Below are 15,039 nucleotides of genomic sequence, written 5' to 3' on the forward strand. Positions count from 1 at the left end.
GGAGCACCGACACGATGGGCATCTTTTCCCGCACCCGCGACATCGTCGCCGCCAATTTCGCCGACCTGCTGGAAAAGGCGGAAGATCCGGCGAAGATGATCCGCATGATCATCCTCGAAATGGAGGAGACGTTGGTCGAGGTGCGCGCCAGTGCCGCCCGCACGATCGCCGACCAGAAGGAAATGCGCCGCCACATCAACAAGCTCGACCAGTTGCAGGCGAGCTGGCAGGAAAAGGCGGAGCTGGCGCTGTCGAAGGACCGCGAAGACCTGGCCAAGGCGGCGCTCGTCGAGAAGCAGAAGGCCGGCGACATGGCCGAACAGCTGATGATCGAGGTGAAGGTCTTGGACGATGCGCTCCGCGCGTCGGAAGAGGATATCGCCAAGCTGCAGAAGAAGCTGACCGAGGCGCGCGCCAAGCAGTCCAACGTCCAGACGCGACTGGAAAGCGCCAACAACCGCTACCGCCTGCGCGAGATGTACGCCGGCCCCAAGACGCACGAGGCGTTCAGCCGCTTCGACATCCTGGAACGCCGCGTCGACGATGCCGAGGGCCGCGCGGAAGCGCTGGGCCTGGGCGTGCCGAAGACGCTGGAGGAAGAGATCGCCGAGCTGCGCCAGAGCGACAAGGTGGATGCCGAACTCGCCGCGCTGAAGGCGCGCCTCAAGAAGGAGGATTGAGATGGAGGATATCGCCGTCCCGGCCATCCTGTTCGGATCGCTCTTCATCGGCGCGCCCTGGGTGATCCTGCATTATGTCACCAAGTGGAAGCAGGCACCCAAGATCACCGACGAGGACGAGAAGCTGCTGGACGAGATGTATAATCTCGCCCGCCGGCTGGAGGATCGCCTCAACACGGTCGAGCGGATCGTCGCCGCCGACAACCCCGACTTCAAGCCGAGCCTGACCGCTCAGCAAGCCCATTATCAGCTCGACCGGAGGAACTGAGATGTCCGCCCGCACCCAATTCTACCTCGACAAGCCGAACGGCAAGGTATCCGGCGTGTGTTCGGGGATCGCCGACTACACCGGCTTCGACATCACCCTGGTCCGCGTCGCCATGGTCATCCTGACCGTCGCCACCTCCGGCTGGGTCCTGCTGGGCTATATCGCCGCCGCGTGGTTGGCGCCCAAGAAGCCGGTCGACCTGTACGAGAGCCACGAAGACGCCAAATTCTGGCAGGGCGTGCGCACCAACCCGAAGCGGTCGACCACTGAAGTGCGCAGCAAGCTGCGCGATATCGACCGCCGGCTCGCCGACATGGAACTGCACTACACCAGCCGCAACAGCCGGCTGGCCGAGGAAATCGACAGCCTCCGCTGAGCCTTTGCCTCGCGAGCTGAAAGAGGGGATACGACCATGAGTAACTTGGGGATACTCGTACCGATCGCGATCTTCACGATCGGGCCGGCAAGCTGGGTCATCAACAACTGGATCCGCGTTCGCCACGGCTATGAACCCGATCGCTGGCGCAGCCGCCATGAGCGCCGCCACGGGGGTTCGCCCGACGCCGAGCGCACCATCGGCCTGCTGACTCAAGAGAATGACAAGCTGACCGGCCAGGTCAGCCGCCTGGAGGAACGGATCGCCGTCCTCGAACGCATCGCCACCGATCCCGCCGAGCGCACCGCCCGCGAGATCGAAGCGCTCCGCGACCGCTGACGCGAAAGGGAAAACGTCATGTCTCCCGAAGTCTATTCCATCGTCCAGGGTATGTTTCCGCTGACCGCGCTCATCATGGTGATGGCGATGGCCGGCTGGATCATCACCACCTGGCTGCGGGTCAAGAACGGCTATCCGCTCGACGGCGCCTGGGGCCAGGCGGTCTATCCGCAGAAGAACGAGGAGACGGTCGAGCGCGTCAAATTGCTCAGCCAGGAAAACGCGCAGCTGCGCGCCGAACTGGGGTCGATCAAGGACCGCCTCGCCGTCGTCGAACGCATCGCCACCGATCCTGCCGAGCGCACCGCTCGCGAGATCGACGCGCTGCGCAGCCATTAAGAAGGACACGCATCATGGGTCCCGAACATGTCTTCTGCATGGCGCTGGGTGCCGCGATCACGCTGGCGATCCAGTGGTACGGCCAGCGCAAGGTGAAAAAGGCGATCTCCGCCCCCGATCTGGCGGCGCGCCACGATATCGAACTGCTCGACGCCGAGAATGCCCGGCGCATCGGCCAGATCGACCGGTTGCAGGAACGGCTCGCCACCATCGAGAGCATCGTCACCGATCGTTCGCACCGCCTCGACCGCGAGATCGAAGCGCTTCGGCTGGAGGCCAACTGACATGTCCGCCATGCTCATCCCGATCCTCGGCATCTGCTGCGGCCTGCTCGCGATCTTCGGCGGCGTCTTCGTCAAGCCCTGGTTCGCGCTGCAACAGCGCCGGATGGAGATCGAGGCGGACAAGGTCGCCGAGAAAGCGGCGCAATATGCCGCGCAGACCGAACGGCTGGAGGAGCGCGTCCGCGTGCTCGAACGCATCGTCACCGATCGCGGCGCCGACCTGGCGCAGGAAATCGAGCGGCTGCGCGACGAGCCGGCGGTGAAGCGCCTGCCGGTCAACTGATCCCCTCCCCCCAGTTTCTGTCACAGGGAAGGACAGACCCATGAACCCCGCAGAAATGATCGTCGCGATCGTCGCGCTGGTGGTGATCGGCGGCGTGCTCCGCGCCCGCTTCAACGCCTTCGGCCCGCGCCACGCGGACCGGTTTCAGCCCGACATGACCGACGACACCCGCCGCCTCACCCAGGAGGTGCGCGACCTGAAGGAGCGCATCCAGGTGCTGGAGCGCGTGATCACCGACAATCGCAGCACGAGCGATCTCGACCGCGAGATCGAGCGGCTGCGCCACCGCTGAGGAGACGGACGATGACCGATCCCGAACTGTATCTGACGCTGTCGCTGTCGGGCCTCGCCGGTCTGGCCATGGTGACCACCGCGGGCCTGTCCGGCTGGCGCAGCTGGCTGACGCTGAAGCATTCGCAGCTGGATGCGCAGGCCGACGCGCTGCCCCCCGTCCATTCCGCGGGATCGCGGATCGAGATCGCGGACCTGAAGGAACGCATCCGCAAGCTGGAAGCGATCGCGGCGGGCGTCGACCTATAAGGCGGATTCCCATCCGGCCAGATGATAAAGGTCCTCCCCGTGGCGGGGCGCATCGGGATGAACGGCCCCCGGCCGTTCAAGATCATGCCGGGGGCGTGATCGACCCGATGCGGTGAGGGAGGGGGCGGACGGCAACATGCCCTGCGGCCAAGCGCCGCCCTGACCTCCCCCTCCGTCATGCCTGCGGCATGCCACCTCCCCCTGGCGGGGGAGGAGTGAGTTGGCCCTGTGGGATAAGGATCAGCCGCCGGTGGCCGGCTTCAACGTCGCCGAATCGAGATGCCAGCGCAGCTGCGCCGCGCTCGCACCGTCCACGCCGTTGACGCGGCGCACGACATAGCTTCCCGCAAACCGCTGGCGCGCGCCAGCGTCCGTCGTTGCTTCTACCGTGACGGGCACGGTCTGGTAGACGGAGCCGGCCGCGCCCTCCGCCGGGGGCAGTGTGCCGATCGTCACGCGGGTGGCGCGGGTCTTGGCGAACCCCTGTTCGAAGCCCTTGAAGGTCTGGCCCGGCCGGCCATCGTCGCCCCATTGCGACCAGGCGGTAGCATAATCCCGCGCGTTGATCGCGGCATAATAGCGCCGCACCACGTCGGCCGCAGCCTGTCCGCTGGTCGGATCGACGGCACAGCCGGCCATGCGCGATCCCTTCCCGTCGAACAGCGCGCAGGACCGGGCGATCTCGTCCTCGATCATCGCGCAGCTGTTGGCGGCGTTGCACGGCGGGTGCGTCGCGGGCGAGACGTCGCGGCAGATCGCCACCCGCTTCGCTGCGGCCGCCGTTCCGATCTCCGCGGCGCAGGACAGGGGCTGCGATGCGGCGACGCTGGTGCGCGCCGGCTTGGGGGTCGATGGCGCGCGCGGGGTGGCGCTCGCTGCGACCATAGGCGTCGCCTCCGCCTCGCCGGTCGTGGAAGCGGACCCCCCGCCCGACCCGCAGGCGCCGAGTGCCAGCAACGGCAGCGCGATCAGGCAGCGGATGGCGGGCATGGCAGGCTCCTTCACGATTCGGTTCGGCGGCGACAACGTCCGACACCGCCGAAGGTGTCGCGCTGTGCGACGACCTGCTAGGCGCGCAGCCCCGTTCACCAGGATTCGAACACACGTGGTCGACAAGAGCTGGGGCGTCGGCCCCTCCACCGGATTGCGCATCCGCAGCAACGCCAGCCCCGACGCGCGCGCCGCCGAACGCGCCCAGGCCCGCGAGGCCCGCGCCGCGGCGCGCGTCGCCGATACCGAGCGCCGCCTCGAAACCCGCGCCGCCGAGCGCGAGGCGGAGGCCGCGCAGCGCGAACAGGCGCGCACCGCCCGCCGCGAGGCCGAGGAACAGGCCGCCGCCCGCGACTCCCATGCGCGCGAGGCACGCCGCCCGCGCGGCTCCGGTCGCAAGGATGTCGTCCGCGAACAGCGCGACACGCGCGGCTATACGACGCTGGTCGACGCCGACCGCATCCGCGTGCTGGCGAAGCGCGGCGCGTCGGTGACGGGCCTCGCCGGTGCGTTCGGGATTTCGGAAGAGGAGGTGGAGGCGGTGCTGGCGGTGGGGGACTGATACGCCCCCGTCACCCCGGACTTGATCCGGGGTCCCGCTATTGGCCGACCGGTGGAGAAGCGGGACCTTGGCTCAAGGCCGGGGTGACGGGAAGGATGCGCCCCTACCCCCGCGCCACCCACTCGCCCAGCGTCATTGCCGCCGTCGGCTCGGCCAGCGCGTCCATGCTGTTGCGCATGATCTCCAACGCCCAGCGCGTCCGTTCGGGATGGTTGCCCGCGACCGCATCGCCCGGCACCCACAGATCGTACTGCCGCATATGCGCATCCGCCGCGGTGAACAGCACGCAGATGTCGGCGGCGACGCCGGTCAGGATCAGCCGGCTCACCCCCAATTGCGGCAGCAGCACCGGCAGGTTGGTCGCGTAGAAGCCCGAAAACTGCGGCTTGATGATGAAATAATCGTCGTCGCGCGGGCGCAGCGCCTGTGTCACCGCGCGCCCCGGCGTGTCCTTGGCCAGCGTCTCCTCGACCAGCCGCGTGCGTTCCGAATGCCATTGGCCGTTGTTGTCGTTGACGTAGATCACCGGCACGCCCGCCGCATCCGCCGCCGCGCGCAGCGACAGGATCGGCGCGACGATATCCTCGGTCGCGGCGCGCAGATCGTCGCCGCCCTCGAAATCGAGCGCGTTGACCATGTCGATGAGCAGCAGCGCGGTCTTGCCCGGGGCCGGATCGGGTGATGGGTTGGTCATGCTTCGTTCTACCGCAAACGCAACGGCAACGCCTTGATCTGCGATGGGATTGGCGGGATGGCTGCACGATGGCCGACGGCGCGACGCCCCCCATGCGCAAGATCATCCACGTCGACATGGACGCCTTCTACGCCTCGGTCGAACAGCGCGACGATCCGGCGTTGCGGGGCAAGCCGGTGGCGGTCGGCGGCAGCCGCGCGCGCGGCGTGGTGGCGGCGGCGAGTTACGAGGCGCGGGCGTTCGGCGTGCGATCGGCGATGCCCTCGGTCACCGCGATCCGGCGTTGCCCCGACCTCGTCTTCGTCCGCCCGCGGTTCGAGGTCTACAAGGCCGTGTCGAACCAAATCCGCGCGATCTTCGCCGATTACACCGACGCGGTCGAACCGCTGTCGCTCGACGAAGCCTATCTGGACGTCAGCGAAGATCGCCACGGCCTGGGCTCGGCCAAGGCGATCGCCGAACAGATCCGCGCGCGGATCAAGCAGGTTACGGGCCTGACCGCCTCGGCAGGGGTCAGCTACAACAAGTTCATCGCCAAACTGGCATCGGACCAGAACAAGCCCGACGGCCTCTGCGTCATCCCGCCGCACAAGGGCGCCGCCTTCGTCGCCTCGCTGCCGGTCAAGCGCTTCCACGGCGTGGGGCCGGTGACGGCGCGGCGGATGGAGCAATTGGGCATCGTCACCGGCGCCGACCTGCGCGACCGGCCGCTCGCCTTTCTGCAACAGCATTTCGGCTCCTATGCGGATTATCTCTACGGCGCCGCGCGCGGGCAGGATTTCCGTCCGGTCCGCGCGCATCGCGCCGCCAAGTCGATCGGTGCGGAGCGGACGTTCGAGACCAATCTGACCGATCCCGCCGACCTCCACGCCGCGCTCGCCCGCGTCGCCGATGCGGCATGGGAGCGCGTCGAACGTTCGGGCGCACGCGGCAAAACGGTGACGATGAAGCTGCGCCACGCCGATTTCCAGACGATCACCCGCGCCCGCTCGCTCGCAGTGCCGGTGGCGAGCAAGGCGGCGTTCCTCGGCATCGGCATCGACCTGCTGACCGCGCAACTGCCCGTGCCGGGCGGCGTCCGCCTGCTCGGCCTGACGCTGTCGGGCATCCTGCGGCCGGGCGCCGAGCCGGCGGACGACGCGGTGCAGCCGAGTTTGCCGTTGTAGGGTTTGTCGCGGCCCGCCGTCGCGTTGCCTCGGCCCTGAGCCGGGGGTTCGCTTTTGGTGGCGGGTCATGAAGCGGGACCCCGGATCAAGTCCGGGGTGACGGTAGGGGGGTGCGCGAGCCGGGCGGCATGCGGTGGTGCGCGTGTGTGGGATGCCACAACCGGGGCCGGGGCCTTGAGGGCATCAGACCCGGTCCAAGCTTGCCGTTGTAGGTCACGAAACCCCCGCCCCACCCATCCCGTCACCCCGGACTGGTTCCGGGGTCCACTCCGCGGCTTGGGGGACGGCAAGAGGCTCCAGCCGCTCCCTCGCGGCCCGGTGGACCCCGGACCAAGTCCGGGGTGACGGCGGGGGTTGGCGAAGGCCTCGGATGAAACCGGCCATCCGTTCTGCCGCCGACTTCGCGAGACGCCCCGCCCCCTCGACGGATTTACCATCATAGTTTACGCCCTGTTCACCAAGAAGGTGGGGGAATGACGGTCGAGCCTTGGTTCATCGTGGCGATGGTGCTGAGCCTGTCGGGTTATGCCATTTATCTGGCAGGGCTTCGGCGGCATCTGCTTGAGCCGAGCCGCGCGTCCTGGCTGATCTGGACGGTCGCGACGGGGGTCGAGGCCGCCACCTATGTCGCGGTCAATCCGGGTGAGCCGCAGGGCATCGTCTTCATCGTCTCCGCGCTCGCCTGTATCGTCGTGACGCTTGCCATGTGGCGCCGCTCGCGCTGGACGCGGCCGTCCTCGACCGAGACGATCTGCATGGCGGCCAGCCTCGCCGCGATCATCCTGTGGCTGCCGCTGCAGGAAACATTCTGGGCGCATATGCTCGTCGTCGCGGCGGTGCCGCTGGGCTTCTGGCCGACCTGGGCGAGCGTGTGGGAGGATCGCGCGCGCGAACGCTCGCCGGCCTGGGGGCTGTGGACGCTGGGCGATATGGCGACGCTGCTGGTGACGATGCGCAGCCCGGGGTCGGGCGTGGGCGAATATGGCTATGTCGTCGTCGAGCTGCTGTGCCACGCCAGCGTCTGGTTCATGGTCGGCCTGGCGACGCTCAACCCGATCCGTTCGTTCGGGCGGCGCGAGGGCAAGCTGCGCGTGCTCGACGCCTATCTGCCCGCCAACCCGTTCGCGGTCGGCGAGACGCATATCGGCAAGGCGGTGTTCGCCGCACAGGGCTTCGCGCAAGCCGAGACGATCGTGCGCTTCTCCGGCCCGATCGTCCCCGCCGCGCGTCTGCCGCAAGGGTTGAGCGGCGCGTCCGACCGGTATCTGCAGATCGGGCGCGACCGCTACATGGGGCCGTCGGGGCGGATCGACGATCTGATCAACCACAGCTGTTCGCCCAATGCGGGCCTGCGCTTCACCGACGACGGCGTCTTCCTCGTTGCGCTGCGCCCGATCGCGCCGGGCGAGGAGATCGCCTGGGACTATTCCACCACGCTCGCCGACCCCGACTGGTCGATGCAATGCGCGTGCGGCAGCCCCGAATGCCGCGGCGTCATCCGCGCCTTTGCGCTGCTGCCGGCGGAGGTGCAGGACCGCTATCGCGCGATGGGGATCGTGGCGCCGTATCTGGATGAGCGCGACATGGGACGCCGCGTCGCGTAGAGTCCGTGGGGCGTGATGCCCGCCGCGCGAGCCGCCAACCCCGTCACCCCGGACTCGATCCGGGGTCTTGCTTTATCGACGATAGAGGAAAGAAGCGGGATCCCGGCTCGAGGCCGGGATGACGAGGGAAGGATTGGCGAAAGAGAACGACCACCCCTGTCGTAGCCGCCGGGCGGTCCATGTTGCCCCCTTGCCCCCGCGCGCCTTTGCGCGTAAGGGCCCGCGCTTCCACGCGCATGCCTGGAATGCTTGCGGGAGGGGCTTGCCCCGTCTGGACCGCTAAACTTGAAACGAGAGTGACATGGCAAAGAAGATCACAGGTTACATCAACCTGCAGGTTCCTGCAGGCGACGCCAAGCCCGCCCCGCCGATCGGCCCGGCGCTGGGTCAGCGCGGCGTGAACATCATGGAATTCTGCAAGGCGTTCAACGCGCAGACGACCGACATGGACAAGGGCACCCCGCTGCCCACCAAGATCACCGTCTATGCCGACCGTTCGTTCAGCTTCGAGATCAAGACGCCGCCGGCGTCGTTCCTGATCAAGAAGGCCGCCGGCCTGAAGTCGGGTTCGAAGGAGCCGGGCAAGGTCGTCGCGGGCAAGATCGCGCGCAGCAAGCTCGCTGAGATCGCCCAGACCAAGATGAAGGATCTGAACGCCAACGACATCGAGGCTGCGACCAAGATCATCGAAGGCTCCGCCCGCGCGATGGGCCTCGAAGTGACGGAGGGCTGATAGAATGGCCAAGCTGACCAAGAAGCAGAAGGCGAACGCCATCAACCCGGAAACGCTGCACGGCGTCGATCAGGCGATCGCGCTCGCGAAGCAGAACGCCACCGCCAAGTTCGACGAGACGATCGAAGTCGCGCTGAACCTGGGCGTCGATCCGCGCCACGCCGACCAGATGGTCCGCGGCGTCGTGACGCTGCCCGCCGGCACCGGCAAGACCGTCCGCGTCGGCGTCTTCGCCCGCGGCCCGAAGGCTGACGAAGCGCGCGCCGCCGGCGCCGACGTCGTCGGTGCGGAAGACCTGATGGAAACGATCCAGGGCGGCACGATCGACTTCGATCGCTGCATCGCGACCCCGGACATGATGGGCGTCGTCGGCCGCCTCGGTAAGGTGCTGGGCCCCAAGGGCCTGATGCCGAACCCGAAGCTCGGCACCGTGACGATGAACGTCGCCGAAGCGGTGAAGGCCGCCAAGGGCGGTCAGGTTGAATACCGCGTCGAAAAGGCCGGCATCATCCACTCGGGCATCGGCAAGGCGTCGTTCAGCCAGGAAGACCTGCGTCGCAACTTCGACGCGCTGGTCGATGCGGTCGTCAAGGCGAAGCCGTCGGGCGCCAAGGGCAAGTATGTCCGCAAGGTCGCCGTCAGCTCGACGATGGGCCCGGGCATCCGCGTCGACACCGCCGAGGTCGCGGGCGCGTAAGCCTTTCCGCTCGTTCGGAAACACGAAAAGGGCCGGGAGCGATCCCGGCCCTTTTTGCGTGTGGGCGCGATGCGCGAAGGCCCGCCCCACCCACGCCGTCACCCCGGACGTGTTCCGGGGTCCACTCCGCGGTGAGGGGGATGGTCAGAGGCGAGAACGCCCCCCGCGGCCCGGTGGACCCCGGAACTAGTCCGGGGTGACGGGGCGTTTGGACCTGCCCGGCGGGCCCTATTGGCCTCCCGCATGGCGGGCGATCCCGACCCGTCTCGCGTTGGGCGTGGTTCGGAACGCCTGCCTCACCCACCCGTCACCCCGGACTTGGTCCGGGGTCCACTCCGCGGCGGGGGGATGGTCAAAGGCGAGAACGCCCCCCAGCGGCCCGGTGGACCCCGGAACTAGTCCGGGGTGACGGGGCGTTGGGAACGACCCGGCGGCCTTACTTGCCGTCGAGCGCGGCGCTGACGGCGGCGAGCGGGGTGGACAGCACGCCCGAGACATATTGCACCGCGATCAGTCCCGCAGCGCCGATGCCGATCAGCATGACGACGAACTGGAAGCGCGCGGCGAAGCGGCGGCTCTTGGCCTCCCGCTCGGCGACCGAGACGGCCCGGTTGGCGCCGCGCCGGTCTGGGCCGGATGCGCCCGCCTCGGTTCCCGGCTTCTGCGCCGGGGGCTTGGCCGACACGATGCCGTCGATGTCGATCTTGTCCTGCGTGCGGACGCCGAAATACTGGCCTTTCGCCCACACGACGCGGCCGACGATGATGTGATGGATGCGCCGGATCTCGATCACTGTACCCGGGCGGAATTCCTCGTCCGCAGTGGCGAGCAGCCCGCGCGACGACATATTGTGGATCGTGACGTCGCCCCAACCGGTGCCCCGGCGCATACGCGCACGCACCATCACCTTCCGGCGCGGTTCCCGCTGCTTCACGGCCGCTCCTCTGGGCGAACGGGGCCCACGATCGGCGACAGAGGGGTGGCACTCGGGATCATGGAGCCTGCTATGCCGCGCCAGTCTTTAACGGGAGGTTCCCGACGCGGGTCGAAAGCGGACTTTTTTTGAAGGCAGCGACCGCGGGTGGTCGTCACCCGCGGTCGCGCCGGTCCGATTACAGGCCGATGATGCCGCCATCCGTCTTGGTGATGACGATCGTCGCCGAGCGCGGACGACCGGTGCCGGTGCCGGTCGCCTGGCTCTGCGGCCAGTTGCTGGTGATGTTGGTCGGGCCGCCGTTTTCGCCCGGATGCTGGATGTTGACGAACAGCGTCCGGCCATCGGGCGTCGAATCGATGCCGGTGATCTCGCACTGCTTCGGGCCGACCAGGAAGCGTTTCAGCGACGTGCCGGGCGCTTTGCCGATGCGCGTCGTCTGGCTGGCGGTGACGCCGTTCAGGCTGTTGGTAATCGTCCGCGTGCCGCCATCGCCGACGGTGCCGGGGATCGCGGCAAGCATCATGCAATTGGTGACGTCGGTATAGGCGCCGTCGTCGGTCTGGATCCACATCAGCGGCGTCCCCTGCCCCGCGACGTTGCTGGGCCGGGCGAACCACAGGCCGTCCGGCGACGAGAAGTCGTTCGTCGCATCGAGGTTCGACAGGTTGATGTTGGCGGGGTTGAGGTCCGCGCCTGCCCCGAAGGCGTAGATATCCCAGGTGAAGCTCGTCGCCTCACTGGTGTCGCCGGTTTCGCGCAAGCGGATGACGTGGCCGTTGGGATTGCCGTTGGTCTGGCCGCCGGTCGTCTTGGGATCGCTATAGGCGCGCGGATTGGCGGCATCGGTGTTGGCCGCGGTGCGCGACGAATTGTTGGTCAGCGTCAGGTACATTTGGCCGTTGACGGGGTTGACCGCGGTCCATTCGGGACGGTCCATCTTGGTCGCGCCCAGCGCGTCGCCGGCCAGGCGGGCGTGGGTCAGCACGTCGGCCTGATCGGCGAAGGCATAGGCCGCATTGCCCGCGGTCAGCGGCCCCTGCCCGAACACCAGCGGCAGCCACTGGCCGCTGCCGTCCGCGTTGAGCTTGGCGACGTAGAGCGTGCCGCTGTCGAGATATTTGTCGCCGATAGCCAGGCGGTTGCTCGCCGTGGCATCGGCATCCGACCAGGGCGTCGCGGAGACGAATTTGTAGAGATATTCGTTCTGCGCATCGTCGCCCATGTAGAAGGCCGGGCGGACGCCGGCGATGGTGCGGCCGACGACGCAGCCTTCGTGGTTCATGCGGCCGAGCGCGGTGCGCTTGCGTGGGGTCGACGACGGGTCGAACGGGTCGATTTCGACGATCCAGCCGTACTGGTTGGGTTCGTTGCGGAAATCCTGCGTGCCGTCCGACGCCTTGGTCGGATCGATCGTCGCGTTGAACTTGGCGACGCGGGTCGTGTCGCCCGCGGTCGGCGCGTCGGAGAAGGTCCAGCGATAATTGCCCGCGCGTTCGCTGAGGCCGTAGCGCGAGAAGGCAGTGACCGACTTCGCCCCCACCGCAGCGGCGCGGCGCGTGTTGTCGCCCGAATCGCGGCGGAAATAGCCCGCCCAATTCTCTTCCGCGGTCAGATAGGTATTCCACGGCATGCGGCCGTTGGCGCAATTGTTGATCGTGCCGCGGCCGGTGCGGCCGTTGGTCGCATAGGCGGTGTACAGCAACGCGCTGCCCGCGACCGGCCCCGAAAAGCTGGTCGGCGTGAACGGCGTGATGCGGCGGTTGAAGCTGCTGGTGCTGCTGTAGCTCCAAGCGCTGGTGCCGCGCGTGATCTCGATCACGCTGACGCCGTGGCATTCCATCTCCTTCAGCACCTCGGCGGTCGGACGGACGCCCGACGACAGGTTGGTCGGGCCGTTGGGGTGCAGATAGCTTTCGGTGATATTCTCGTGGTTCATCACCAGCAGGCCGCGGCTGCTGTTGCTCGCATCCGGCGTGGTGCCGCTGGCGGCGAGCCCGAAATAGCTCATGCCGTCGTGATGGTCGCCCGCGCGCGCCGAGAAGGTCGTGTCGCTGCCGTCATTGGCATAAGCGCCGACGCTGCCGTTGATCGGATCACCGAGGCGGTAGAGGACGGCCACCTGATAGCCCGAGGGTACGGCGACGACGTCGGCCAGGCTCTTGGACACCGCGGTGAAATCGAGGATCGCAGGCGCGACGGTGACGCTGGTATCGGCGATCGAGCGGATGCCATCCGACGAGGTGCTGGCAAATTGAAAGCCGAGCACGGTGCTCTGCGTCACCGCGGGTGCGGTGAAGGTGGCGGTGCCGGTCGAATTGGTGCTCAGCGCGACCGTCGGGCCGCTCGTCTGCGTCCAGCCGGTGCTGCTCGCCGTGCCGCTGGTGACGGTGCCGACCAGTGTCACCGTCTTGCCGCTGGTGGTGCTGGTGGCGTCGCCTGCGGTCACCGTCGTCGCGCGGCGGGTATCGTCCTTGTCGCAGCCCGCCAGCATCGCGCCGCCGAACACCGCCATGCTCATCGCCGACAGGCCGCCGCGCAGCGTCTGGCGGCGCGAATAGCGGAGCGCGATCAGATCGTTGATATGGCCGTTCGTGCTGACATTGGTATCGATGTCGCCATCGTCATAGCCGATGGCCGGCTGGTCGAGCATGGTCATGATGAAATTCCCCCTTGATCGCGGCCCGTTGGCCGGCGGTGCGATCCCCATTTTGGCGGGGGAAAGCGGCAGGGGGATTGCGATCGGATGACGGCCGGATGAAACGAACGTGACGAATTGAAGACATGTAAATTCTGGAGGAGGTGGCAGCGCGCAACGCTGACGGAGGGGGTGGTCGGCGATGACCTTTGCGACGAGGGATATCGTTTCCCTCCCCCTCCACCACTCGGCTTGCGCCGAGCGGTCCCCCTCCCCCTGGCGGGGGAGGACCTATGCGCATGATTGACTCGGCCCGTATTTCCGCTATGTGCGCGGCCTTGCCGGCGGGTTCGCCCGTCGTGCATCCGTCCAAGACAGCAGGTGCCGCGGAATATGCCGCGGCTTAATGTCCTGCCGAGACGGGGACAGGAATTTGACGGACCGGTCGGGCGCTAGCCTTGCGTCGGTCTGCTACACCTTCACGGGTGCCCTTCCCCATCGATGGACAACCCCGGCCGGGGTTCTCCCCTGCCGGTTTGTAACCGGGAGGGCCGCTTCGCGTGGCCTTCTCAAACGTGGAGAATGGCATGGATCGTGCTCAAAAGGCCGCGGCCGTTGCCGAGTTGAATCGCACCTTTTCCGAGGTCGGCGTGGTGGTTGTCACCCGCAACAACGGAATGACGGTGGCGCAGTCCACGCGACTGCGCAATCTGATGCGTGATGCCGGCGCGACCTACAAGGTCTCGAAGAACAAGCTTGCCAAGATCGCACTCGATGGCACCGACTATGGCGCGCTGGGCGATATGCTCACCGGCCCGGTCGGCCTTGCCTCCTCGGTCGATCCGGTCGCCGCAGCCAAGGTTGCGGTCGAATTCGCGAAGACGAACGACAAGTTCGAAATCGTGGGCGGATCGATGGGCGCGACGGCTCTCGACGTAGCCGGTGTGCAGGCGCTCGCCACCATGCCGTCGCTGGACGAACTGCGTGCGAAGATCGTGGGCCTCATCGTTGCTCCGGCAACGAAGCTCGCGACGATCACCCAGGCTCCCGCGGCGCAGATCGCGCGCGTGCTGTCGGCCTATGCCGAGAAGGAAGCCGCCTGAGCTTTCAGGCGCTTGGCCTCAAGCGATTTTGTGAACGACACTCCGGGGCGATGCCCCGAACTATGAAGGAAGTACCATGGCAGACCTGAACGCGCTCGTTGAGAGCCTGAGCGAACTGACCGTCCTCGAAGCCGCTGAGCTGTCGAAGATGCTCGAAGAGAAGTGGGGCGTTTCGGCCGCTGCGGCTGTTGCCGCTGCTCCGGCTGCTGGCGGTGGCGCTGCCGCTCCGGCCGCTGAAGAGAAGACCGAGTTCGACGTGATCCTGACCGGCGACGGTGGCAAGAAGATCAACGTCATCAAGGAAGTCCGCGCGATCACCGGCCTGGGCCTGACCGAAGCGAAGGCTCTCGTCGAGGGCGCGCCGAAGCCGGTCAAGGAAGGCGTGAACAAGGACGAAGCCGAGAAGATCAAGAAGCAGCTCGAAGAAGCAGGCGCGACCGTCGAGCTGAAGTAAGCTGTAGCGGGAGAGACGGCGGGCCAGCCCGCCGCACTCCCGCACGGCCGGCCGGGCTCGGCACCGCCGAGCTTCGACGTCATGGGGCTTGCCCCCATGACGGCCGACCAAAGCGACAGATCAAGGGCGGCCCCCGCAAGGAGGCCGCCCTTTTTCGTGTCTGTGCAAGACCATCCGCACGGAAAAAGCGCCCCCCTCGCGGCTGCCAACGCTCGCCTTGGCGGGATCCTCGAAAGACCTTTACGTCATGCCGGACGTGTTCCGACATCCGCAGTGTCGCAGGCAACGAAGCGTCCCCTTGCGGCCCGGTGGACCCCGGAACAAGTCCGGGGTGACGGCTTAAGAGTCGCAAGCG

The 15,039-nt window shown here is 67.4% G+C and carries 20 protein-coding genes; 16 read left to right on the top strand and 4 right to left on the bottom strand.

Annotated features, from left to right (window positions below):
* Positions 1-14: 14 nt before the first annotated feature.
* The 9 genes from pspA to ACP7A3_RS14500 are packed head-to-tail and all read left to right on the top strand — an operon-like array spanning position 15 to position 3,109.
* Positions 15-680, top strand: coding sequence for a phage shock protein PspA (gene pspA, locus ACP7A3_RS14460; protein ID WP_017978241.1), 666 nt, complete (start codon positions 15-17; stop codon positions 678-680).
* Position 681: 1 nt separating this feature from the next.
* Positions 682-948: an envelope stress response membrane protein PspB gene (gene pspB / locus ACP7A3_RS14465; RefSeq protein ID WP_017978240.1), complete on the top strand. Its 267-nt coding sequence runs from the start codon at positions 682-684 to the stop codon at positions 946-948.
* Between the two features lies 1 nt (position 949).
* Entirely contained in the window at positions 950-1,324 is a 375-nt protein-coding gene (pspC, locus tag ACP7A3_RS14470; RefSeq protein WP_017978239.1) for an envelope stress response membrane protein PspC, read from the top strand.
* A 45-nt stretch (positions 1,325-1,369) separates the two neighbouring features.
* Complete coding sequence (locus ACP7A3_RS14475; RefSeq protein ID WP_017978238.1) at positions 1,370-1,663, top strand: hypothetical protein; 294 nt, start codon at positions 1,370-1,372, stop codon at positions 1,661-1,663.
* 18 nt (positions 1,664-1,681) lie between these two features.
* The gene (locus ACP7A3_RS14480; protein WP_426256396.1) at positions 1,682-2,002 is read left to right on the top strand and encodes a hypothetical protein; all 321 of its coding nucleotides are present in this window, start codon (positions 1,682-1,684) and stop codon (positions 2,000-2,002) included.
* 14 nt (positions 2,003-2,016) lie between these two features.
* Complete coding sequence (locus ACP7A3_RS14485; protein WP_426256395.1) at positions 2,017-2,286, top strand: hypothetical protein; 270 nt, start codon at positions 2,017-2,019, stop codon at positions 2,284-2,286.
* Position 2,287: 1 nt separating this feature from the next.
* Positions 2,288-2,569: a hypothetical protein gene (locus tag ACP7A3_RS14490; protein ID WP_017978235.1), complete on the top strand. Its 282-nt coding sequence runs from the start codon at positions 2,288-2,290 to the stop codon at positions 2,567-2,569.
* A gap of 40 nt (positions 2,570-2,609) precedes the next feature.
* Positions 2,610-2,861: a hypothetical protein gene (locus ACP7A3_RS14495; protein ID WP_063688309.1), complete on the top strand. Its 252-nt coding sequence runs from the start codon at positions 2,610-2,612 to the stop codon at positions 2,859-2,861.
* 11 nt (positions 2,862-2,872) lie between these two features.
* Complete coding sequence (locus ACP7A3_RS14500) at positions 2,873-3,109, top strand: hypothetical protein (protein ID WP_017978233.1); 237 nt, start codon at positions 2,873-2,875, stop codon at positions 3,107-3,109.
* 240 nt (positions 3,110-3,349) lie between these two features.
* Here ACP7A3_RS14500 and ACP7A3_RS14505 read toward each other — a convergent pair whose 3' ends face one another.
* The gene (locus ACP7A3_RS14505; protein WP_426256394.1) at positions 3,350-4,099 is read right to left on the bottom strand and encodes a hypothetical protein; all 750 of its coding nucleotides are present in this window, start codon (positions 4,097-4,099) and stop codon (positions 3,350-3,352) included.
* Positions 4,100-4,214: 115 nt separating this feature from the next.
* On the opposite strand from ACP7A3_RS14505, the gene ACP7A3_RS14510 reads away from it, so the two are divergent.
* Positions 4,215-4,661, top strand: a complete 447-nt coding sequence (locus ACP7A3_RS14510; protein WP_426256393.1) for a hypothetical protein — start codon at positions 4,215-4,217, stop codon at positions 4,659-4,661.
* Positions 4,662-4,764: 103 nt separating this feature from the next.
* Here ACP7A3_RS14510 and ACP7A3_RS14515 read toward each other — a convergent pair whose 3' ends face one another.
* Complete coding sequence (locus tag ACP7A3_RS14515) at positions 4,765-5,355, bottom strand: isochorismatase family cysteine hydrolase (RefSeq protein WP_426256392.1); 591 nt, start codon at positions 5,353-5,355, stop codon at positions 4,765-4,767.
* 68 nt (positions 5,356-5,423) lie between these two features.
* Between ACP7A3_RS14515 and dinB the strand changes: the two genes are divergently transcribed.
* The 4 genes from dinB (at position 5,424) to rplA (ending at position 9,555) form a co-directional block, all read left to right on the top strand.
* Entirely contained in the window at positions 5,424-6,521 is a 1,098-nt protein-coding gene (gene dinB / locus ACP7A3_RS14520) for a DNA polymerase IV (RefSeq protein WP_426256391.1), read from the top strand.
* 473 nt (positions 6,522-6,994) lie between these two features.
* Positions 6,995-8,125 (top strand): SET domain-containing protein, encoded by a 1,131-nt coding sequence (locus ACP7A3_RS14525; RefSeq protein ID WP_017978228.1) that lies wholly within the window; start codon positions 6,995-6,997, stop codon positions 8,123-8,125.
* Positions 8,126-8,426: 301 nt separating this feature from the next.
* Positions 8,427-8,858: a 50S ribosomal protein L11 gene (gene rplK, locus ACP7A3_RS14530; RefSeq protein WP_017978227.1), complete on the top strand. Its 432-nt coding sequence runs from the start codon at positions 8,427-8,429 to the stop codon at positions 8,856-8,858.
* 4 nt (positions 8,859-8,862) lie between these two features.
* The gene (gene rplA / locus ACP7A3_RS14535; protein ID WP_017978226.1) at positions 8,863-9,555 is read left to right on the top strand and encodes a 50S ribosomal protein L1; all 693 of its coding nucleotides are present in this window, start codon (positions 8,863-8,865) and stop codon (positions 9,553-9,555) included.
* A gap of 436 nt (positions 9,556-9,991) precedes the next feature.
* Here the strand turns inward: rplA and ACP7A3_RS14540 are convergent, their stop codons facing one another.
* On the bottom strand, positions 9,992-10,489 hold the full coding sequence (locus ACP7A3_RS14540) for a PilZ domain-containing protein (RefSeq protein WP_017978225.1): 498 nt from the start codon (positions 10,487-10,489) through the stop codon (positions 9,992-9,994).
* 178 nt (positions 10,490-10,667) lie between these two features.
* A complete protein-coding gene (locus ACP7A3_RS14545; RefSeq protein WP_426256451.1) occupies positions 10,668-13,142 on the bottom strand; it encodes an alkaline phosphatase PhoX in 2,475 nt (824 codons plus the stop codon).
* A 572-nt stretch (positions 13,143-13,714) separates the two neighbouring features.
* On the opposite strand from ACP7A3_RS14545, the gene rplJ reads away from it, so the two are divergent.
* Complete coding sequence (gene rplJ, locus ACP7A3_RS14550; protein ID WP_017978222.1) at positions 13,715-14,230, top strand: 50S ribosomal protein L10; 516 nt, start codon at positions 13,715-13,717, stop codon at positions 14,228-14,230.
* Between the two features lie 76 nt (positions 14,231-14,306).
* Positions 14,307-14,684 (top strand): 50S ribosomal protein L7/L12, encoded by a 378-nt coding sequence (gene rplL / locus ACP7A3_RS14555; RefSeq protein WP_017978221.1) that lies wholly within the window; start codon positions 14,307-14,309, stop codon positions 14,682-14,684.
* Positions 14,685-15,039: the final 355 nt, after the last annotated feature.

The sequence above is a fragment of the Sphingomonas sp. DC5200-1 genome, assembly GCF_049897245.1.
Lineage (GTDB): Bacteria > Pseudomonadota > Alphaproteobacteria > Sphingomonadales > Sphingomonadaceae > Sphingomonas > Sphingomonas aquatilis.